This is a genomic window from Sphingomonas sp. MJ1 (PH-R8) (assembly GCF_048058635.1).
Taxonomy (GTDB): domain Bacteria; phylum Pseudomonadota; class Alphaproteobacteria; order Sphingomonadales; family Sphingomonadaceae; genus Sphingomonas.
Genome location: NZ_JBBEFX010000002.1, coordinates 93,599 through 113,967, shown reverse-complemented (window position 1 = coordinate 113,967; position 20,369 = coordinate 93,599). Strand labels below are relative to the sequence as shown.

General features: G+C 68.4%; 18 protein-coding genes. 13 read left to right on the top strand and 5 right to left on the bottom strand.

Going from position 1 to position 20,369, the window contains the following annotated elements; all coding sequences use genetic code 11:
* Positions 1-31: 31 nt before the first annotated feature.
* Together VPH46_RS02195 and VPH46_RS02190 are read right to left on the bottom strand one after the other, a co-directional pair.
* Positions 32-970 (bottom strand): 50S ribosomal protein L11 methyltransferase, encoded by a 939-nt coding sequence (locus VPH46_RS02195; RefSeq protein ID WP_416608502.1) that lies wholly within the window; start codon positions 968-970, stop codon positions 32-34.
* Between the two features lie 126 nt (positions 971-1,096).
* Positions 1,097-1,795 (bottom strand): SDR family NAD(P)-dependent oxidoreductase, encoded by a 699-nt coding sequence (locus tag VPH46_RS02190; RefSeq protein WP_416608500.1) that lies wholly within the window; start codon positions 1,793-1,795, stop codon positions 1,097-1,099.
* A gap of 210 nt (positions 1,796-2,005) precedes the next feature.
* Here VPH46_RS02190 and sdhC point away from each other — a divergent pair, with 210 nt between their 5' ends.
* From sdhC to lpdA, 12 genes are all read left to right on the top strand, one after another.
* Positions 2,006-2,419, top strand: coding sequence for a succinate dehydrogenase, cytochrome b556 subunit (gene sdhC, locus VPH46_RS02185; protein WP_125961772.1), 414 nt, complete (start codon positions 2,006-2,008; stop codon positions 2,417-2,419).
* On the top strand, positions 2,419-2,805 hold the full coding sequence (sdhD, locus tag VPH46_RS02180) for a succinate dehydrogenase, hydrophobic membrane anchor protein (protein WP_239436021.1): 387 nt from the start codon (positions 2,419-2,421) through the stop codon (positions 2,803-2,805). Before sdhC ends, sdhD begins: the two co-directional genes overlap by 1 nt.
* Positions 2,805-4,607 carry a succinate dehydrogenase flavoprotein subunit gene (gene sdhA, locus VPH46_RS02175; protein WP_239436022.1) on the top strand — a complete coding sequence of 601 codons (1,803 nt, stop codon included), beginning with the start codon at positions 2,805-2,807 and terminating at the stop codon, positions 4,605-4,607. The genes sdhD and sdhA overlap by 1 nt, the downstream gene beginning before the upstream one ends.
* Before the next feature lie 114 nt (positions 4,608-4,721).
* Positions 4,722-5,285, top strand: a complete 564-nt coding sequence (locus tag VPH46_RS02170; protein WP_239436023.1) for an ATP-dependent Clp protease proteolytic subunit — start codon at positions 4,722-4,724, stop codon at positions 5,283-5,285.
* 274 nt (positions 5,286-5,559) lie between these two features.
* Complete coding sequence (locus tag VPH46_RS02165) at positions 5,560-6,345, top strand: succinate dehydrogenase iron-sulfur subunit (protein ID WP_125961780.1); 786 nt, start codon at positions 5,560-5,562, stop codon at positions 6,343-6,345.
* A gap of 128 nt (positions 6,346-6,473) precedes the next feature.
* On the top strand, positions 6,474-7,598 hold the full coding sequence (zapE, locus tag VPH46_RS02160) for a cell division protein ZapE (protein ID WP_416608495.1): 1,125 nt from the start codon (positions 6,474-6,476) through the stop codon (positions 7,596-7,598).
* Positions 7,599-7,846: 248 nt separating this feature from the next.
* Entirely contained in the window at positions 7,847-8,809 is a 963-nt protein-coding gene (mdh, locus tag VPH46_RS02155; RefSeq protein WP_416608493.1) for a malate dehydrogenase, read from the top strand.
* 73 nt (positions 8,810-8,882) lie between these two features.
* Positions 8,883-9,179 carry a GIY-YIG nuclease family protein gene (locus VPH46_RS02150; protein WP_229363435.1) on the top strand — a complete coding sequence of 99 codons (297 nt, stop codon included), beginning with the start codon at positions 8,883-8,885 and terminating at the stop codon, positions 9,177-9,179.
* A 55-nt stretch (positions 9,180-9,234) separates the two neighbouring features.
* Complete coding sequence (sucD, locus tag VPH46_RS02145; RefSeq protein WP_317892677.1) at positions 9,235-10,119, top strand: succinate--CoA ligase subunit alpha; 885 nt, start codon at positions 9,235-9,237, stop codon at positions 10,117-10,119.
* Between the two features lie 106 nt (positions 10,120-10,225).
* Positions 10,226-13,201 carry a 2-oxoglutarate dehydrogenase E1 component gene (locus tag VPH46_RS02140; RefSeq protein WP_416608490.1) on the top strand — a complete coding sequence of 992 codons (2,976 nt, stop codon included), beginning with the start codon at positions 10,226-10,228 and terminating at the stop codon, positions 13,199-13,201.
* A gap of 49 nt (positions 13,202-13,250) precedes the next feature.
* Positions 13,251-14,483, top strand: a complete 1,233-nt coding sequence (gene odhB / locus VPH46_RS02135) for a 2-oxoglutarate dehydrogenase complex dihydrolipoyllysine-residue succinyltransferase (protein WP_416608488.1) — start codon at positions 13,251-13,253, stop codon at positions 14,481-14,483.
* A 130-nt stretch (positions 14,484-14,613) separates the two neighbouring features.
* Complete coding sequence (gene lpdA / locus VPH46_RS02130) at positions 14,614-16,008, top strand: dihydrolipoyl dehydrogenase (protein ID WP_416608486.1); 1,395 nt, start codon at positions 14,614-14,616, stop codon at positions 16,006-16,008.
* 413 nt (positions 16,009-16,421) lie between these two features.
* Here the strand turns inward: lpdA and VPH46_RS02125 are convergent, their stop codons facing one another.
* Positions 16,422-17,066 (bottom strand): DUF1275 family protein, encoded by a 645-nt coding sequence (locus VPH46_RS02125; protein ID WP_416608484.1) that lies wholly within the window; start codon positions 17,064-17,066, stop codon positions 16,422-16,424.
* Between the two features lie 87 nt (positions 17,067-17,153).
* Between VPH46_RS02125 and VPH46_RS02120 the strand changes: the two genes are divergently transcribed.
* Positions 17,154-17,777 (top strand): trimeric intracellular cation channel family protein, encoded by a 624-nt coding sequence (locus tag VPH46_RS02120; protein WP_125961858.1) that lies wholly within the window; start codon positions 17,154-17,156, stop codon positions 17,775-17,777.
* Positions 17,778-17,846: 69 nt separating this feature from the next.
* On the opposite strand, the gene VPH46_RS02115 is transcribed toward VPH46_RS02120, so the two are convergent.
* Positions 17,847-18,422 carry a GNAT family N-acetyltransferase gene (locus VPH46_RS02115; protein WP_317892681.1) on the bottom strand — a complete coding sequence of 192 codons (576 nt, stop codon included), beginning with the start codon at positions 18,420-18,422 and terminating at the stop codon, positions 17,847-17,849.
* Positions 18,419-20,311 carry a signal peptide peptidase SppA gene (gene sppA, locus VPH46_RS02110; protein ID WP_416608481.1) on the bottom strand — a complete coding sequence of 631 codons (1,893 nt, stop codon included), beginning with the start codon at positions 20,309-20,311 and terminating at the stop codon, positions 18,419-18,421. The genes VPH46_RS02115 and sppA overlap by 4 nt, the downstream gene beginning before the upstream one ends.
* Positions 20,312-20,369 lie beyond the last annotated feature (58 nt).

The following is a 20,369-nucleotide window of genomic DNA, read 5'->3' as shown; positions in this document are numbered from 1 at the left end:
CCGGTGCGGCCGAGCAGGGGCGGGCTGGCGGTCAGATGTCCAGCGCCCAGCCGTCGCGCCCGGCCGGATCGATCGGCGCGGTCGGGACATAGCGTTCCGCGCCCGCGCGCAGCCGCAGGATCGTCCAGTCACCGCGATCGTCGCGCGTCTCCAGCGTGCAGCCGCACGCCGTGTACGCGCCGATCACCTCGCTCGCCTGCCGGCCGAGCAGCCCCGCCAGCACCACCGTCGCGTGCGGCGCGGCGATCGCCGCCACCTCCGGCGCCATCGACACCAGCGGCCCCGCCAGGATGTTGGCGATCAGCAGGTCATAGGGGGCGCGGTCGGTGATCGCATCGGCGAGCGCCCCGTCGGCGACCACCAGGTCGATGCCGGGCACCCCATTCACCTCGGCATTCTCGCGCGTGACGTCGACCGCGACGGGATCGATGTCGGTCGCCAGCACCCGCGCCTCGGGCCAGAGCTCGCGCGCGGCAAAGGCGAGCAGGCCCGTGCCCGTGCCGATGTCGATCACGTCGGTGAAGCGCTCGCCTGCCAACCCGTCGAGCATCGCCAGGCACCCGCTGGTGGTCTCGTGATGCCCGGTTCCGAACGCACGCCCCGCCTCGATCCGGAACACGCGGGCGCCCTCCGGCGGCGGCGCGTCCTGGGCGGCGGTGTGGACATAGAAGCGACCAACGTGAAGCGGCTCCAGCCCGGCCTGGCTCATCGTCACCCAGTCCTCGTCGTCCAGCTGCTCGATCGCGGGCGCACGGCCCCGCGCGCTCGGCACCAGCGCCTGCACAGCCGCAACCGCCGCATTGTTGGGCTCGACCTCGAAATAAGCGTCGAGGTGCCAGCGCTCGGCGTCGTCCTCGACGTCCTCGGTGGTCATCAGCACGGGCGCGGAGTCGAGCCCCAGGTCCTCGGCGGCGTCGATCGCCTCGGCCTCGGCGCGGGTGCACGGCAGGGTCAGTTTCCAGCTAGGCATGGGAGTCCTTCTTGGCGGTCCGGCGGTGCCGGACCATGGCGGCACCAGCCCGCTCCCCCACCCGGCCACCCATAGGATACTGGCGTCGGGTGACCGGGTGGGGGAGCGGACTGGTGCCGAACATATTCAACGCACGTAGCTCGCGCCGTTGATGTCGAGCACCGCGCCCGTCATCGACGGCGGGGCCTCCAGCGCCAGGAATCGCGCGGCGGTCGCCACCTCTTCCGGCATGGCGACTCGGCCCAGCGGAATGTCGGCCAGCAGCGTGTCGCCGCCGCGGCTCTCCAGATAGTCGTCGGCCATGCCGGTCATGGTGAAGCCGGGGCAGATCGCGAACGCCAGGATGCCTTGCGCCGCATAGCCGCGCGCGATGGTCTTGGTCATCGCCACCATGCCCGCCTTGGCGGCGGCATAATGCCAGTGCGCCGGGCTGTCGCCGCGATAGGCGGCGCGGCTGGCGACGTTGACGATGCGACCGCCGGTGCCGCGCGCCTGCCAGTGACGCACCGCCAGCCGGCAGAGCTCCGCCGCCGCCGTCAGGTTGATGCGCATCGTCCGCTCCCAGCCGGCAACCCAGTCGTCGTGCGGCAGGTCGAGCGGCGTCGCCTCGAACACGCCGGCGTTGTTGACCAGCACGTCGATGCGCCCATCGAGAGCCTCGAGCGCCTGCTCCCACAGGCGCGCGGGCGCGGCAGGTTCGGAGAAGTCGGCCGGGATGCCGCTCGCGGTGCCATGGCCGATCACGCGCAGGCCCGGCGCATCGAGCGCCCCCGCGATCGCGGCGCCGATGCCGCGCGAGCTGCCGGTAAGGAGGATGTGCGTCATGCCCCGGCGATAGAGGCTGGCCGGCCACCACGCCAGAGCCGCGCGTTCGCCGATCCACATCGGCGCTTTGGCGCCGGCGCAACTTGCCGTACAGAATTGGCGCACCACGATATTCGCCGTCGGGCCGTTTACGTCGGCATACCCGGGCTCTTGCGTCTTGCATCACACCGCCCCCCGGGTAGATAGGCGCGGTTCGCGAAAGGAACTGACTTGGCTTCCAAACCATATGCGCGCCCGCTGTCGCCACACCTCGGCATCTGGCGCTGGGGCCCGCACATGCTGGTCTCGATTCTGCACCGCGCCACCGGCGTCGCCAATTCCGTGGGCCTCGGCCTGCTGGTCTGGTGGCTGGCGGCGATCGCCGGCGGCGAAGACAGCTATGCCACCTTTGTCGACGTCTTCACGGTGTCGGGCGGCGGGCTGAACGTGATCGGCTATGTGGTCGGCATCGGCCTGACCCTCACCGTGTTCCAGCACATGGCGAGCGGCGTCCGCCACCTCGTGCTCGACATCGGCGCCGGCTATGAGCTGCGCAAGGGCAAGATGACGGCAATGGCCACCATGGTCTTCTCGCCGCTCGCGACGATCGCCTTCTGGGCCTGGCTGCTGGTGGGGAAGCACTGATGGGTAACGGTACGAGCATCGGTCGCGTCCGCGGCCTGGGATCCGCCAAGCAGGGCACCCATCACTGGTGGCACCAGCGGCTGACGGCAGGGTCGAACCTGCTGCTGCTCCTGTGGTTCCTCTTCTCGATCGCGATGCTGCCGTCCTACGACGTCGCCAGCCTCACGAAATGGCTGAGCTCGGGCTGGGCGGCGCTGCCGATGGCGCTGCTGATCGCCACCCTCTTCTATCATGCGCGACTCGGCCTCCAGGTCGTGATCGAGGACTATCAGCATGACGAGACGCGAGTCGTTCTGCTCGTCGTGCTCAACCTGCTCACTGCGCTCGGGGCCGGCCTCGCCATCTTCTCGATCCTGCGCATCGCTTTCACGGGGACGCCCGCCTGATGTCTGAAGCCTACAAGATCATCGACCACACCTATGACGCGGTGGTGGTCGGCGCCGGCGGCTCCGGCCTGCGCGCCACCATGGGCATCGCCGAGTCGGGCCTGAAGACCGCCTGCATCACCAAGGTGTTCCCGACCCGCAGCCACACGGTCGCGGCGCAGGGCGGCATCGCCGCCTCGCTCGGCAACATGGGTCCGGACCACTGGACCTGGCACATGTACGACACCGTCAAGGGTTCCGACTGGCTCGGCGACCAGGACGCGATCGAATATCTCTGCCGTGAGGCGCCTGCCGCCGTGTACGAGCTGGAGCACGCCGGCGTGCCGTTCAGCCGCACGCAGGAAGGCAAGATCTACCAGCGCCCGTTCGGCGGCATGATGCAGAACATGGGCGAAGGCCCGCCCGCGCAGCGCACCTGCGCCGCGGCGGACCGCACCGGCCACGCGATGCTGCACGCGCTCTACCAGCAGAGCCTGAAGTACGACGCCGACTTCTTCATCGAGTATTTCGCGCTCGACCTGATCATGGAGAACGGTCAGTGCCGCGGCGTGATCGCGCTGTGCATGGAAGACGGCTCGATCCACCGCTTCCGCAGCCATGCGACGGTGCTCGCGACCGGCGGCTACGGCCGCTGCTATTTCTCAGCGACCTCGGCCCATACCTGCACCGGCGACGGCGGCGGCATGGTGCTGCGCGCAGGGCTGCCGCTCCAGGACATGGAGTTCGTGCAGTTCCACCCGACCGGCATCTACGGTGCCGGCGTCCTCATCACCGAGGGTGCGCGCGGCGAAGGCGGCTACCTCACCAACTCCGAGGGTGAGCGCTTCATGGAGCGCTATGCCCCGTCGGCCAAGGACCTGGCGTCGCGCGACGTCGTGTCGCGCTCGATGGCGATGGAGATCCGCGAGGGCCGCGGCGTCGGCAAGGAAGGCGACCACATCTTCCTGCACCTCGACCACATCGATCCCAAGGTGCTGGCCGAGCGGCTTCCGGGCATTACCGAAACCGGCAAGATCTTTGCCGGCGTCGACCTCACGCGCCAGCCGCTGCCGGTCGTCCCGACCGTCCACTACAACATGGGCGGCATCCCGACGAACTTCCACGGCGAAGTCGTGCACAAGCGCGACGGCAACCCGGATGCGGTCGTCCCCGGCCTGTTCGCGGTGGGCGAAGCGGCCTGCGTGTCGGTGCACGGCGCCAACCGCCTCGGCTCCAACTCGCTGATCGACCTCGTGGTGTTCGGCCGCGCGACCGGCCTGCGCATCAAGGAGACGATCAAGCCCGGCACCGCGCACAACCCGCTGCCCAAGGGCTCGGAGGAAATGGCGCTCGGCCGCCTCGACCACTTCCGCAATGCCAAGGGCGGCACGCCCACCGCGCAGCTGCGCCTCGACATGCAGAAGACGATGCAGCGCCACTGCGCCGTGTTCCGCACCGACGAGCTGATGGCCGAGGGTGTCACCAAGATGGAGGGCATCTATGCGGGCATGCAGGACATCGGCATCACCGATCGCTCGCTGATCTGGAACACCGATCTGGTCGAGACCATGGAGCTCGACAACCTGATCGGCCAGGCGTTGGTGACGATCCGCGGCGCGATCAACCGCAAGGAAAGCCGCGGCGCGCACATGCACGAGGACTTCCCGGAGCGCGACGACGCCAACTGGATGAAGCACACCATCGCGACCTTCGATGGCTGGGGCGGCAAGGGCGGCTCGACCAGCCTCGATACGCGTCCGGTGCACGACTACACGCTCACCGACGAGATCGACTACATCAAGCCCAAGAAGCGCGTGTACTGATCCCGTCGAAACGACGAACCCGACAAAGGGGCGGACGGCAACGTCTGCCCCTTTTTCTTTGGGCGCGACTCGCGCGTCTTCGGAACCATCGGACAGCGCCTCGGTTAGCGCGCCATGACCGACGCCACCCAGTACCCGCTCCTCGCCGCGCCCCATGTCCATCTTGCCGGGCCGGTGGACCATTCCATGTACGCCAACTTCCGGCAGCAGATGGCCAACGCCCCTGCCGAAGGTTCGCTGGTGATCTCGATCTCCACCCTGGGTGGCGATCCGGAGGTCGCGCGCGCCATGGGCGACGACGTACGCCTGCTGCGCGAATATTCCGGCCGCGAGATCCTCTTCCTCGGCAAGGTCGCGGTCTACTCCGCCGGCGCCACCTTCATGGCCGCCTTCCCGGTCGAGACACGCTTCCTGACCAAGGGCACGCGCCTGATGCTGCACGAGCGACTCATGTCCAGCTCCGTCGAGCTCTCGGGGCCGCTCAAGACGCTCAGCTACACGCTCAAGGCCAAGCTCCACGAGATCGAGCATTCGATCCGCATCGAGGAAGAGGGCTTCCGCGATCTCGTCGCCGGCTCCGACGTGCCGTTCGAGGAGCTGGTCGAAAAGGCCCCCTCCAACTGGTACATCGAGGCGGAGGAAGCCAAGCGCCGCCGCCTGGTGCTCGACGTGATCTGAGGCGCGGACCTCTCACGCAGGCCCGTACCCCGGCGAAGGCCGGGGCCCAGTTGGGTAGCGGCTTGAGGCAGGCACCCGACCGGGAGTTCACCGCAACTGGGCTCCGGCCGCCAGGGTACCAGCTTGTGCGCGGTTCCCCCTCACCCCAATCCTCCTTGACCCCAGAAAAGCGCGCTTGCCGTTTGCGACAGCGGCGGGGGTCATGTATCGGAAGCCCAAATCGCCCCGGGGCCTGCGTCGCCCCACCGCATCCAGAGCTGACGGAATCCGCGCAATGGCCGAATTTTCCCTGCCCAAGAACAGCAAGATCACCGGCAAGTCCCGCGAGCACAAGGCGGCTGCGGACGCCGGCCGGGTCAAGAAGTTCAAGGTCTACCGCTACGACCCCGACACGGGCGAGAACCCGCGCTACGACAAGTTCGAGATCGACCTCGACGAATGCGGCCCGATGGTGCTCGACGCGCTCATCAAGATGAAGAGCGAGCAGGACCCGTCGCTCACCTTCCGCCGGTCGTGCCGCGAGGGCATCTGCGGCTCGTGCGCGATGAACATCGACGGCCGCAACGGCCTCGCCTGCACGACCGCGATCGAGGACATCAAGGGTGAGGTGCGCATCACGCCGCTCCCCCACATGGACGTGATCAAGGACCTGGTTCCGGACTTCACCCATTTCTACGCGCAGTACAGCTCGATCAAGCCGTGGCTGCAGACGGTCACCCCGGCCCCCTCGGGCAAGGAGCGGCTGCAGTCGCCGGAGGACCGCGCGAAGCTCGATGGCCTCTACGAGTGCATCTTGTGCGCCTGCTGCTCGACGTCGTGCCCCAGCTACTGGTGGAACAGCGACAAGTTCCTGGGCCCGGCGATCCTGCTCCAGGCCTATCGGTGGCTCGCCGACAGCCGCGACGAGATGACCGGCGAGCGACTCGACGAGCTGGAAGATCCCTTCCGCCTCTATCGCTGCCACACGATCATGAACTGCGCGAACGTCTGCCCCAAGGGCCTGAACCCGGCCAAGGCGATCGCCGAAGTGAAGAAGCTGGAACTCGAGCGCACGCTCTGATCCTCCGGGGCTGCCTGCGGGCGGCCCCTTTCCTTTTTGTCGGTCGCAGTCGCGACACCTAGCGCCCGTCTACGGCGCCCGACGCACCGTTGCCGACTGCGCGAACCGGCGGTGCGGGAGTGTCCCGCTTGGCCCAGGTTCTCGCCCGCTACGACTCGCTGATCGCCGCCGGCGAACTGCGCGCCGATCCCGACCAGCGCGCCGCCGCCGTCCGCCTGGATCGCCTCGCCACCGAGCTCGAGGCACCGCCGTCCCGCGGGCTGCTCGCGCGCCTCACCGGCCGTCACGCACCCAGCCCACGCGGCGTCTACCTCTGGGGCGGCGTCGGCCGCGGCAAGTCGATGCTGATGGACCTGCTGTTCCACTGCGTCGCGATTCCCGAAAAGCGCCGCGTCCACTTCCACGAGTTCATGCTGGAAGTGCACGACCGCCTGAACGTCGAGCGCAAGCGCGAGGCGGGCAACCCCGTGCCGCCCGTCGCCGCCGCGATGGCGGAGGGCCTGCGCCTGCTCGCGTTCGACGAGATGGTCATCAACAACACCGCCGACGCAATGGTGCTCTCGCGCCTGTTCAGCGAGATGATGACGCACGGCCTGACCGTGGTCGCGACCTCCAACCGTCCGCCCGACGATCTCTACAAGAACGGCCTCCAGCGAGAGAGCTTCCTGCCCTTCATCGCGCTGTTGAAGGAGCGGCTCGACGTGATGCCGCTCAACGGCCCCGTCGACTATCGCCGCGACCGCCTGGGCGTGATGGACACCTGGCTCGTCCCGAACGGGCCGGAGGCGACCGCCAAGCTCTCCGCGGCCTTCTTCCGCCTCACCGATTATCCGGTCGAGGATCGCGACCATGTGCCGAGCGAAGAGCTCGCCGTGCACGGCGGCCGCACCCTCCACGTTCCCAAGTCGCTGAAGGGCGTCGCCGTGTTCAGCTTCAAGCGGCTGTGCCGCGAGGCCCGCGGCGCGCCCGACTATCTCGCCATTGCGCGCCACTATCACACCGTCATCCTGGTCGGCATCCCGCGCCTGGGGCCGGAGAACCGCAACGAAGCCGCCCGCTTCGTCACCCTCATCGACGCGCTCTACGAGCACAAGGTGAAGCTGCTCGCCGCCGCCGACGCGCTTCCCGAGCACCTCTACGAGCAGGGCGACGGCGCGTTCGAGTTCGAGCGCACCGTTTCCCGCCTCAACGAAATGCGATCGGAAGACTATCTCGCCGCCGGCCATGGCGAGGCGGCGGCGGACGGCGCCTGACCCGAGCGGGGGCGTTCAACCGCCTCCCCAGCCCGGCCAGCGGTGCCGTGGACGGGGCAACCGTTTGCCGCCAAGCGCGTTGTTCATCCCGCTGCAAGCTTCGGTTTTCCGCGGCGCCTGATCCTTATTGCAATTGCTTCGCAGCTGCAAAGATAGTGGGTTTCCCGGGTTGTTCGGGCTCTCCAAAGGGAGTAATGCCCGCCCGATTGCGGTTCCCAATGAACCGCGGCATCCACACGGGAGGATTCATGGCCCGCAAGAAGATCGCGCTCATCGGCGCCGGTAACATTGGCGGCACGCTCGCCCACCTCGCAGCGCTCAAGAACCTTGGCGACATCGTCCTGTTCGACGTGGTCGAGGGCGTTCCCCAGGGCAAGGCGCTCGACCTCAGCCAGTGCGGCCCGGTCGAGGGTTTCGACGCCAAGATCACCGGCTCCAACGACTATGCCGACATCGCAGGCGCGGACGTGATCATCGTCACCGCCGGCGTCGCTCGCAAGCCGGGCATGAGCCGCGATGACCTTCTGGGCATCAACCTCAAGGTCATGGAGGCCGTGGGCGAGGGCATTGCTGCCAACGCCCCCGACGCATTCGTCATCTGCATCACCAACCCGCTCGACGCGATGGTGTGGGCGCTGCGCGAATTCTCTGGCCTGCCGCACAACAAGGTCGTCGGCATGGCCGGCGTGCTCGACTCCGCGCGCTTCAGCCACTTCCTCGCCGAGGAGTTCAACGTCTCGGTCAAGGACGTGAACAGCTTCGTGCTCGGCGGCCACGGCGACACCATGGTGCCCGTGCTCGAATATTCGACCGTCTCGGGCATCCCGGTCAGCGACCTGATCGAGATGGGCTTCTCGACCAAGGAGCGCATCGACGCGATCGTCCAGCGCACCCGTTCGGGCGGCGGCGAGATCGTCGGCCTCCTGAAGACCGGCTCCGCCTTCTACGCGCCCGCAACTTCCGCGATCGCGATGGCCGAGAGCTATCTCTACGACAAGAAGCGCGTCCTGCCGGCGGCAGCGAACCTGACCGGCCAGTATGGCGTGGACAACCTCTACGTCGGCGTGCCGATCGTCATCGGCAAGGACGGCGTCGAGAAGATCGTCGAGATCAAGCTCTCCGAGGAGGCTCAGGCCAACCTCACCGTGTCGGTCGACGCGGTCAAGGAACTGCTGGTCGCGTGCAAGGGCATCGACTCCAGCCTGAACTAAGGTCCATCCTGCCCATCTCCCGGCCTTCGCCGTACCCCGGCGAAGGCCGGGGTCCAGTTGGGAGCGGTTGGAAATGGATCGTGCCGGTTACGTCTACATGGTGGCGAACCGCCGGAACGGCACGATCTACATCGGGTGCACCAGCGATCTCGCGAAGCGCATCTGGGAACATCGCACCGGCGCCGTCGCGGGTTTCACGCGGCAGCATGGGTGCAAGCGCTTGGTCTGGTATCAGGCGTGCGAGGACATCGACGCTGCGAGGCTTCGCGAGCGGCAGATGAAGGAATGGAAACGGGACTGGAAGTTGCGGGAGATCGAAGGGCTCAACCCGGATTGGGATGATCTGTTCGAGCACATCGCCCGCCCCTGACCTTTCCCAACTGGGCCCCGGCCTCCGCCGGGGTGCAAGTGGAGCGAGAGACTAGATGAGCATCCTCGTCAACAAGAACACCAAGGTCATCACCCAGGGGATGACCGGCGAGACCGGCAGCTTCCATACCAAGGCGGCGCTGGAATACGGCACCCAGATGGTCGGCGGCGTGACGCCGGGCAAGGGCGGCACCGAGCATCTCGGCCTGCCGGTCTACAACACCGTTGCCGAAGCCAAGTCGAAGACCGGCGCCGACGCCTCGGTCATCTACGTGCCACCGCCCTTCGCGGCCGACTCGATCCTGGAAGCGATCGACGCGGAGATCCCGCTGATCGTCGCCATCACCGAAGGCATTCCGGTGCTCGACATGGTCCGCGTGAAGCGCGCACTGTCGGGTTCCAAGTCGCGCCTGATCGGCCCGAACTGCCCGGGCGTGCTGACGCCGGGCGAGTGCAAGATCGGCATCATGCCGGGCTCGATCTTCAAGAAGGGTTCGGTCGGCGTCGTGTCGCGCTCGGGCACCCTCACCTATGAGGCGGTGTTCCAGACCTCGAACGCAGGCCTTGGCCAGACCACGGCCGTCGGCATCGGCGGCGATCCGGTCAACGGCACCAACTTCATCGACGTGCTCGAGCTGTTCCTCGCCGACGACGCGACCGAGTCGATCATCATGATTGGCGAGATCGGCGGATCGGCCGAGGAAGAAGCAGCCCAGTTCCTCAAGGACGAGGCGAAGCGCGGCCGCAAGAAGCCGATGGCAGGCTTCATCGCCGGCCGCACGGCGCCTCCGGGCCGCCGCATGGGCCACGCCGGTGCGATCGTCTCGGGCGGCCAGGGCGGCGCCGAGGACAAGATCGCGGCGATGGAAGAAGCCGGCATCAAGGTTGCGGCTTCGCCCAGCGAGCTCGGCTCGACGCTGCTGGAAGTGCTGAAGGGTTAAGGACACCGCCGCGCGTTCCCATCTTGCGTGTTCGCCAAGGACACGCCGGAGCGCGCGGCACGTCCCTCGACGGTTTCTCGGGACGAACGGACGGACAGGACGCACCATGGGCTACGAAGGCCAGGATTTCTCCGATATCGCAGCCGGCGTCAGCCCGGCGTTCGTGGAGACGCTCTACACCCGCTACAAGGCGGATCCCGCCAGCGTCGACGCTGGCTGGCGCCAGTGGTTCGACGGGCTCGAGGGTGCGGTCTCCGGCCCCAGCTGGCAGAGCAAGCGCTGGCCGCTGACCGAAACCGACGCGCTCACCGCAGCGCTCGACCCGACCCAGATGGAGCCTGCGCCCAAGCCCGCAAAGGGCGGCGGCAAGCCCGCGCCGGCACCGGCCGCGGCTCCCGCGCAGGCCTCCACCGCCGACATCGCCAAGGCAGCCGGCGACGCGATCCGCGCGCAGATGCTGATCCGCACCTATCGCGTGCGCGGTCACCTGGCCGCCAATCTCGATCCGCTCGGCCTCTCGCCCCATCGCGAGCTGCCGGCCGATCTCACCACCGAATATTATGGCTTCAGCGATGCCGAGATCGACCGTCCGGTCTATCTGGGCGGGACGCTCGGCCTTGAGACTGCGACCATCCGCGAGCTGGTGACGATCCTGCGCGCCAACTATTGCGGCAACGTCGGTCTCGAATACATGCACATCGCCGACGTGGAGGAGCGCCGCTTCCTCCAGGACCGCATGGAGGGCAAGGACAAGGCCATCCAGTTCACGGTCGACGGCAAGAAGGCGATCCTCTCCAAGGTCATCGAGGCCGAGCAGTGGGAGAAGTTCCTGGGCCGCAAGTACGTCGGCACCAAGCGCTTCGGCCTGGACGGCGGCGAATCGATGATCCCGGCGCTCGAATCGGTGATCAAGTACGGCGGCCAGATGGGCGTGCGCGAGATCGTCTATGGCATGGCCCACCGCGGCCGCCTGAACGTGCTCGCCAACGTCATGGCAAAGCCGTTCCGCGTGATCTTCCACGAATTCTCGGGCGGCTCGGCCAACCCGGAGGACGTCGGCGGCTCGGGCGACGTGAAGTATCACCTCGGCACCTCCACCGACCGCAGCTTCGACGACATCACCGTCCACATGTCGCTGGTCGCCAACCCCTCGCACCTCGAGGCGGTGAACCCGGTCGTGCTCGGCAAGTCGCGCGCGATCCAGACGGTCCGCAATGACCTCGCCGATCATGAGCAGGTGCTGCCGGTGCTGATCCACGGCGACGCGGCCTTTGCCGGCCAGGGTATCGTCTGGGAGTGCCTCGGCTTCTCCGGCATCCGCGGCTACAACACCGGCGGCTGCGTCCACTTCGTCATCAACAACCAGGTCGGCTTCACGACGAGCCCGCAGTTCGCGCGCTCCTCGCCCTACCCGTCGGACGTTGCCAAGGGCGTCCAGGCGCCGATCCTGCACGTCAACGGCGACGATCCCGAAGCCGTGACCTTCGCCTGCAAGGTCGCGATCGAGTTCCGCCAGACGTTCAAGCGCGACGTCGTGATCGACATGTGGTGCTACCGCCGCTTCGGCCACAACGAGGGCGACGAGCCCTCGTTCACCCAGCCGCTGATGTACGCCAAGATCAAGACCCACCCGCCGGTCTCGGAAATCTATTCCAAGCGCCTGATCACGGAAGGCGTGGTCGACCAGGCGTTCGTGGACGGCAAGACGCACGAGTTCACGACGCTGCTCGAAGGCGAGTTCGAGAGCGCCAAGAGCTACAAGGCGAACCGCGCCGACTGGTTCGCGGGCCGCTGGTCCGGCCTGCACATGCCGGCCGATCCGGAGACCGCACGCCGCACCGCCGACACCGGCATCGAGCCCAAGCTGTTCGACTCGCTCGGCCGCACGCTCACCGAGATCCCGGCGGACATCGAGATCCACAAGACGCTCGGCCGCGTGCTCGAGGCCAAGCGGCAGATGTTCAAGACCGGCCAGGGCTTCGACTGGGCGACGGCGGAAGCGCTGGCGTTCGGCTCGCTGCTCTCCGAAGGCTTCGGCGTCCGCCTGTCGGGCCAGGACTCGGGCCGCGGCACCTTCTCGCAGCGCCACGCCGTCTGGGTCGACCAGAAGGACGAGCACAAGTACGTGCCGCTCCAGCAGGTCGAGCACGGCCGGTTCGAGGTGCTCGACTCGCCGCTCAGCGAATATGGCGTGCTCGGCTTCGAATACGGCTATGCGCTGACCGATCCCAAGACGCTGGTGCTGTGGGAGGCGCAGTTCGGCGACTTCGTGAACGGCGCGCAGATCATGATCGACCAGTTCATCGCGAGCGGAGAAGCCAAGTGGCTGCGCGCCAACGGCCTCGTGATGCTGCTGCCGCACGGCTATGAAGGCCAGGGTCCGGAGCACAGCTCCGCGCGCCCCGAGCGCTTCCTGCAGCTGTGCGCACAGGACAACATGCAGGTCGCCAACGTCACCTCGCCGGCGAACTATTTCCACCTGCTGCGTCGCCAGATGCATCGCAACTTCCGCAAGCCGCTCATCCTCATGACGCCGAAGTCGCTGCTGCGCCACAAGATGGCCGTGTCGACGACCGAGGAGTTCCTGGGCGACAGCCAGTTCCACCGCCTGCTCTCCGATCCCTCGGCCCCGGCCGACACGGAGGTCACGCGCCTGGTGCTGTGCTCGGGCAAGGTCGCCTACGACCTGATCGAGGCCCGCGACGCGGCGGGCGACAAGAACACCGCGATCGTGCGCGTCGAGCAGCTCTATCCCTTCCCGGGCGAGCCGCTGGTCGAGCGCCTGAAGCGCATGCCGAACCTCCAGGACGTGGTCTGGGCTCAGGAAGAGCCGAAGAACAACGGCTACTGGTTCTTCGTCGAGCCGCTGATCGAGGAAGCGCTGGAAAAGGCGGGCACCCGCGTGTCGCGCGCTCGCTACGCGGGCCGTGCCGCTGCCGCCTCGCCTGCGACCGGCCTCATGAAGCGCCACACCGCGGAACAGGGTGCGTTGGTCGCCGATGCGCTCGGCCACAACGTGCGCGAGGAAATCCGCCGCACGCGCAAGACCGACGACGCGCCCGTCGGCAAGCCTACCGCCTGATCCGAACCCAATGTCTGCGTCCCCTGGCGGGGAACCAAGAGGAAGACCCATGGCAACCGAAGTCCTTGTTCCCGTACTGGGCGAATCGATCACCGAAGCGACGCTGGGCGAATGGCTCAAGCAGCCGGGCGACCCCGTGAAGGCCGACGAGCCCATCGCCAGCCTTGAGACCGACAAGGTCTCGGTCGAAGTCCCCTCGCCCGTCGCGGGCGTGATGGGCGCCCATGCCGTCCAGCCGGGCGACACCGTCTCGGTCGGCGCGATGATCGCCACCATCGACGCGGGCGACGGCGCCCCGGCGAAGACGGCCGCGCCCGAGGCCGGCAGCACCGCCGCGGCTCCGGCTCCGGCAGCCGCCCCGCAGGAGGTCGGCGGCAACGTCGACGCCGCTGCGCTGTCGCCGTCGGTGCGTCGCGCGATCCTGGAGCATGGCGTCGATCCGGCGACCGTGAAGGGCAGCGGCAAGGACGGTCGCCTGACCAAGGAAGACATCGTCGCCGCGGCGTCGAACAAGCCGGCCGCAGCCCCCGCCGCGGCCCCGGCGGCCGCTCCCGCAGCGGCGCCCGTCGCTGCCGGCGGTGAGCGTCGCGAGGAACGCGTCAAGATGACGCGCCTGCGCCAGACCATTGCCCGCCGCCTGAAGGAAGCGCAGGACACCGCAGCCCTGCTGACCACCTTCAACGACGTCGACATGACCGCCGTCATGGAGGCGCGCGCCAAGTACAAGGACCTGTTCGAGAAGAAGCACGGCGTCCGCCTGGGCTTCATGGGCTTCTTCGTGAAGGCCGCGTGCATGGCCCTCAAGGACATCCCCTCGGTCAACGCCTACATCGAGGGCGACGAGATCGTCTATCACGACTATGCCGACATCTCGGTCGCGGTTTCCGCGCCGCAGGGCCTGGTCGTGCCGGTGATCCGCTCGGCCGACCAGATGTCGGTGGCGCAGGTCGAAAAGACGATCGGCGACTTCGGCAAGCGCGCCAAGGAAGGCACGCTCAAGATGGACGAGATGAAGGGCGGTACCTTCACCATCTCCAACGGCGGCGTGTTCGGCTCGCTGATGTCGACCCCGATCATCAACCCGCCGCAGTCGGCGGTGCTGGGCCTCCACCGCATCGAGGAGCGCCCCGTGGTCCGCAACGGCCAGGTCGTCGTCCGCCCGATGATGTACCTCGCCCTCAGCTACGACCACCGCATCATCGACGGTCGTGAGGCAGTGACCTTCCTCGCCGCGCTCAAGAACGCGATCGAGGACCCGACCCGCCTGCTGATCGACCTGTAAGAACACGCAATGGTACCCCGGCGAAGGCCGGGGTGCCATTGCAGCCGGTTTGCAACGAAGCGAGACGCGCACCAGATTCCGTCTCGAAACTGGGCCCCGGTCCCCACCGGAGCACAAGAAAGAGAAGAAAATGGCTGAATACGACTTCGACGTTCTCGTGATCGGTGCCGGCCCCGGCGGCTATGTCGCCGCGATCCGCGCGGCACAGCTCGGTCTAAAGACCGCCTGCGCGGAAAGCCGCGAGACGCTGGGCGGCACCTGCCTCAACGTCGGCTGCATCCCCTCCAAGGCGCTCCTCAACGCGTCCGAGAAGTTCGACGAGGCGGTTTCGGGCGTCCTCGCCAAGCATGGCGTGAAGCTCTCGGGCGTCGAGCTCGACCTCTCCGTGATGATGGCCGACAAGGACAAGGCCGTGAGCGGCCTCACCGGCGGCATCGAATATCTGTTCAAGAAGAACAAGGTCGAGTGGGTGAAGGGCCTCGCCACCTTCCAGGACGCGCACACCGTCCAGGTCGGCGACCGCACCGTCACCGCCAAGAACATCGTCATTGCCACCGGTTCGTCGGTGACCCCGCTGCCGGGCGTGACCATCGACCAGAAGGTCGTCGTCGACTCGACCGGCGCGCTGACCCTCGAGAAGGTGCCGGAGCACCTCGTCGTGATCGGCGGCGGCGTGATCGGCCTGGAGCTCGGCTCGGTGTGGAAGCGCCTGGGCGCCAAGGTGACCGTGGTCGAATATCTCGACCAGCTGCTGCCGGGCATGGACGGCGAAGTCCGCAAGGAGGCCGCCAAGATCTTCAAGAAGCAGGGCATGGAGCTCAAGCTCTCGACCAAGGTCACCGGCGTTGCCGTCGACGGCGGCCGCGCGACCGTGACGGTCGAGCCGGCAGCCGGCGGCGCTGCCGAAACCCTGGAAGCAGACGCCGTGCTCGTCGCGATCGGCCGCCGCCCGAACACCGAAGGGCTCGGCCTCGACAAGATCGGGCTTCAGCTCAACCAGCGCGGCCAGATCGAGACCGACCATGACTTCCGCACCGCCGTCGACGGCGTGTGGGCGATCGGCGACGTGATCCCCGGCCCGATGCTCGCGCACAAGGCCGAGGACGAGGGCGTCGCGGTGGCGGAGAACATCGCCGGCCTCACCGGCATCGTGAACCACGACGTCATCCCCGGCGTCGTCTACACCCACCCGGAAATCGCCGGCGTGGGCCTGACCGAAGAGCAGGCCAAGGAACGCGGCGAGATCAAGGTCGGCAAGTTCCCGATGATGGCCAACAGCCGCGCCAAGGCGATCGACGACACCGCGGGCTTCGTGAAGGTCATCGCGGACGCCAAGAGCGATCGCGTGCTGGGCGTGTGGATCATCACCTCGGTCGCCGGCACCATGATCGCGCAGGCGGCGCAGGCGATGGAGTTCGGCGCCACCAGCGAGGACATCGCCTACACCTGCCACGCGCACCCGACCCATTCGGAAGCGATCAAGGAAGCGGCCATGGCCGTGCAGGGCAAGCCGATCCACATGTGATCGGCGGAACTCTGGCCTAGAGAAATCGGCGTCGGTGGCACCCCACCGGCGCCGTTTTCGTATCCGGCCCTGTGCCCCTGCGCGGGGGCAGTCCAAGACGACAAGCGCCCCGTCCGCCGCCCTGGGCTCCTGCCTGCGCAGGAGCACGGCTGGGGGAGACGCCCGCCCGTATCCTCTCGCGGGCTCCTGCGCAGGCAGGAGCCCAGGGCCACCAGCGCTATCCTGGCGGCATCTCCGCAGACCACCAGTACCCCGGCGAAGGCCGGGGCCCAGTTGGGATAGCGGCTGAAGGGCGCGCCGTGATCGCCACGGCACCGCAACTGGGCCCCGGCCTCCGCCGGGGTACGAAGAAGGAAGCCGGCTGGCCGGAGGAGCCCGCTCGCACGCTGCTCCGACAGGCGGATTCTACGCCCTCACCCCTCCGCCGGCATCCGCGCCACCAGCAGGGTCAGCAACCCCGCCAGCACCGCCGCGATCCACACCGCGCCGTCGCCCGCCAGCTGGTACGCCCCCGCGCCGCCCAGCGTGCCGAACAGGAACCCGCCCCAGAACAGCAGGTCGCGCCACCACCCGGTGCGCGGTCCCACGCCCATCAGCGCATCCGCCAGCCGCTGGCCGAAGCGCACCAGCGTGCCGGTCATGTAGGTGAGCCCCACCTGCACCTCGCCGGTGCGGCTGAACACGGCGTTCTCCGCCCCCATCGCGCCTGCCAGCAGCACCAGCGCGAGCTGCCGCGGCCCGAACCCCAGGCACAGCGCCGCCAGCGCCAGCAGCGCCGTCACCAGCAGCATCACCGCCTCGCGACCCCGCACGCCGCCCGCGCGTGCCGCGATCGCACCCCCCATCACGCCGGAGACGAACGCCAGGATCAGCGAGATCGCCGTATGCAGTTCGGCCTGGAGCCCGGATGCGATCGCCACGCCCAGCCGGGTCGTGTTGCCGCTCATGAAGGAGGCGAAGAAGCCGGCGAAGGCCGAGAAGGCGATCGCGTCAACGAAGCCGGCCAGCGCCGCGAGCAGCACGGCGACCAGCAGGACGGAGAGCGGAAGACGTTGCATGGCCCCTTTTCCCTCCTTCGTCCGCCATCGCCAACCCCCGGGCTTCCGCAATCTGCGACGAACCGCTAGCGAGCGGAGGTCGTGCCGATGGAAACCCTCTCGCTCGGGCCCGTGCTGCAGGTCCTCAACCTGCTCGGCATCGCGGTCTTCGCCGCCACCGGCGCGCTCGCCGCGGCACAGCGTGCGCAGACGCTCGTGACCGCCACCTTCTTCGCGCTCATCACCGGTGTTGGCGGCGGCACGATCCGCGACCTGCTGATCGGCGCGCCCGTCTTCTGGGTCCGCGACGCGCAGACCGCCGCGCTCTGCCTGTCGGTCGCGGTGCTGATCTGGATCACCCCGCAACGCTGGTGGCGCCAGCAGGCGCTGGAATGGCTCGATGCGGCAGGGCTCGCCGCCTATGCGGTCTATGGCGTCGCCAAGGCGCTGGAGTTCGGCGTGCCGCCGATCCCGGCCGCGATCATGGGCGTGGTGACGGCCTGCGCAGGCGGCATCCTGCGCGACATGCTGGCGGGCGAGCCGTCGATCCTGATGCGCCCCGAGCTCTACGTCACCGCCGCAGCCCTCGCCTCCGGCCTCTATGTGGTACTGGTCTCGCTCGGGCTGCCGAGCTTCGCCTCGGCGCTCTGCGCTTCCGCCGCCGGCTTCCTGCTCCGGGCCGCCGCCATCCACTGGAAGCTCGGCCTGCCGACCTATCGCGGTCGGCACTGACGCCTCCGTGCTCCTGCGAAGGCAGGAGCCCAGGGCCGCGGGCATCGGCCTCTGCTCCTGGAACGAAGCCTAGCCCCGCACGACGCCGACATCGCGGAACGGCCGCGGCTCGGCGGGCGGCATGCCCGTGTGCGCCAGCTCGCACTGCCACAGGCCGATGTCGACCCACTGGCCCTGCTTGTAGCCGATCGAGCGGATCACGCCGGCGCGGCGGAACCCCACCGCCTCATGCAGCGAGATCGACGGCCCATTGGGCAGCGCGATCACCCCCATCGCCTGGGTGAAGCCCTGCGCGCGCAGCGTCACGATCAGCGCCTCGTAGAGCAGCCGCCCCGCGCCCTGCCCGTGTGCGCCACCCGCAAGGTAGATCGTCGTCTCGACCGAGAAGCGATAGGCGGCGCGCGACCGGAACGGCCCGGCATAGGCATAGCCCAGGATCTTGCCCGGCCCGGTCTCCCCCAGCGGATCGGTGCCGGTCGCGACCAGCCACGGATAGAAGCCGTCGTGCGCCGCCATCCGCTCGGCGATGGCGGCGGCGTCGGGCGGCTGCTCCTCGAAGCTGATCGTGCTGCCGGTCACATAGGCGGCATAGATCTGCGCGATCGCCTCGGCATCGTCAGCGGTCGCCGCCCGGATTGCGATCACAGGCCGAACCGCGCCAGCATCAGGTCCATCAGCCGCACGTCCTCGCGCGCCGGCAACACCGGACCGAGCCCGGCGCACTCAAGGCAGCGCGCCTGCATCGCAGCGCCACCCTTCACCAGCCGCCGGGCGTCGCCCAGCGCCTGCGCCAGCAACGCGCGCCGCTCCCCCGCCAGGCGGGAGACGAGATCGGTGGAGGCCGATCCGACGCGATCCTCGTCCTCCTCGCCCGCGTTCATCGCCGCCAGGAACTGCTCCAGCGCGCCCGGCTCCTTCTCCAGATACTCCGCATGGACCTTGGCCGGATCGAGCTTCGCGCGCCGCGCGGCTTCGGCCACCGCGTCGGAGAGCGTGCCGAACCGGTCGACCAGCCCCAGCTGCCGCGCGGTGCCGCCGTCCCACACCCGGCCCTGGCCGATCTGGTCGACCCGCTCCGGGCTCATCCGCCGCGCCTGCGACACCAGGCCGATGAACCGGCGGTATCCGTTCTCGATCGTCGCCTGAACCAGCGCGTCGAAGGTAGCGTTGGTGCCGCCCATCACGTTGGGCTGGCCGGTCAGCGGCGTCGTCTGCACGCCGTCCGTCGTCACGCCGATCTTGGCGAGCGTGTTCTCGAACGTCGGGATCAGCCCGAAGATGCCGATCGAGCCGGTGATGGTGTTCGGCTCGGCGAACACCACGTCGCCGGGCGTCGACACCCAATAGCCACCGCTCGCGGCCAGGCCGCCCATCGAGACGACGACCGGCAGGCCCTTCTGCTTGGCCTGCAGGATCGCCTGGCGCATCTGCTCGGACGCGAGCGCAGAGCCGCCGGGCGAATCGACCCGCACCACCAGCGCCTTCAGCTCCTTTTCGGCCAGCCCCTTGAGCAACAGCTTCGACACCGTGTCGCCGCCGGCGGTGCCGGAGCCGGAGTCCCCGTCAACGATCTCGCCCGCGATGGTCAGGATGCCGATCGCATCGCCGGTCTTGGGCAGCGGGTTGGCCGCGACCCAGTTCCGAAGCGGGATCGCCTTGAAGCTGCCGGCGATCTTCTTGTCGCCGATCCCGACGCCCTCCAGCTCGGCCACGCGCTTGCCGAACGCCACGCGGTCGCCCAGCCGGTCGACCAGCCCGGCCGCCAGATTGGCCTTGGCGATGTCGCCCCCGGCCGCGACCACCAGCTTGTCCGGCTGGGTCAGGAAGTCGGCGACCTTGGCCTTGGGGCGGGCCTTGGCCACCGCCTCGCGCCACTGGCCGAAGATCGCGCCGTAGAGCGCCTGGTTGGCGGCGCGCGCCGGCTCGGACTGGTCGGCGCGGGTATAGGGCTCCACCGCCGACTTGAACTCGCCGACGCGATAGACGTGCGCATTGATGCCAAGCTTGTCGATCAGCCCCTTGTAGTAGAGCTGCGCCCCGCCCGGCCCGGTGAACATCGCGCCACCCATCGGGTTGACCCAGATCTCGCTGGCATTCGCGGCCACCAGATAGCTGCTGTCGGTATAGCCGGTCGCATAGGCGAGCACCGGCTTGCCGCTCGCCCGCACCCGGCCGACCGCGGCGGCGACCTCCGCCACCACGGAAGGGTAGCCGCCGACGAAGCGGTCCAGGTCCAGCACCACCGCCGTCACCCGCTTGTCGTCGCGCGCCTTGTCCAGCGCGTGCACCACGTCGCGCAGCCGGTGTTCGCGCGCCACGCTCGCACCGCTCAGCGTCGCGAACGGGTCCATCTCGCTCGGCTGCTCGACCACCGTGCCGTCCAGCGCCACCAGCAGCGCGCCAGGCTTGATCGCCGGGTTGGGCTTGGCGGCCAACGCCGCGAACAGCAGGCCGAAGAACAGCAGCATCGCCAGCAGGACGAGCCCGTCCTTGACCGCGACCAGCAACTTCCAGGCACCCCGAACCAGTCTCACGCGCATCTTCCCCTTGTCAGGTCATGGCGGTGCTAAAGCAGGGCCAGAGGCGAGTAAA

Excerpts from the sequence above, each read along its gene's own strand:
- odhB (WP_416608488.1), top strand. The coding sequence starts at position 13,251 with ATGGCAACCGAAGTCCTTGTTCCCGTACTGGGCGAATCGATCACCGAA.
- VPH46_RS02195 (WP_416608502.1), bottom strand. The coding sequence starts at position 970 with ATGCCTAGCTGGAAACTGACCCTGCCGTGCACCCGCGCCGAGGCCGAG.
- VPH46_RS02165 (WP_125961780.1), top strand. The coding sequence starts at position 5,560 with ATGGCCGAATTTTCCCTGCCCAAGAACAGCAAGATCACCGGCAAGTCC.
- sdhA (WP_239436022.1), top strand. The coding sequence starts at position 2,805 with ATGTCTGAAGCCTACAAGATCATCGACCACACCTATGACGCGGTGGTG.
- VPH46_RS02125 (WP_416608484.1), bottom strand. The coding sequence starts at position 17,066 with ATGCAACGTCTTCCGCTCTCCGTCCTGCTGGTCGCCGTGCTGCTCGCG.
- VPH46_RS02190 (WP_416608500.1), bottom strand. The coding sequence starts at position 1,795 with ATGACGCACATCCTCCTTACCGGCAGCTCGCGCGGCATCGGCGCCGCG.
- mdh (WP_416608493.1), top strand. The coding sequence starts at position 7,847 with ATGGCCCGCAAGAAGATCGCGCTCATCGGCGCCGGTAACATTGGCGGC.
- VPH46_RS02170 (WP_239436023.1), top strand. The coding sequence starts at position 4,722 with ATGACCGACGCCACCCAGTACCCGCTCCTCGCCGCGCCCCATGTCCAT.
- lpdA (WP_416608486.1), top strand. The coding sequence starts at position 14,614 with ATGGCTGAATACGACTTCGACGTTCTCGTGATCGGTGCCGGCCCCGGC.
- VPH46_RS02120 (WP_125961858.1), top strand. The coding sequence starts at position 17,154 with ATGGAAACCCTCTCGCTCGGGCCCGTGCTGCAGGTCCTCAACCTGCTC.
- VPH46_RS02140 (WP_416608490.1), top strand. The coding sequence starts at position 10,226 with ATGGGCTACGAAGGCCAGGATTTCTCCGATATCGCAGCCGGCGTCAGC.
- sucD (WP_317892677.1), top strand. The coding sequence starts at position 9,235 with ATGAGCATCCTCGTCAACAAGAACACCAAGGTCATCACCCAGGGGATG.
- sdhD (WP_239436021.1), top strand. The coding sequence starts at position 2,419 with ATGGGTAACGGTACGAGCATCGGTCGCGTCCGCGGCCTGGGATCCGCC.
- VPH46_RS02150 (WP_229363435.1), top strand. The coding sequence starts at position 8,883 with ATGGATCGTGCCGGTTACGTCTACATGGTGGCGAACCGCCGGAACGGC.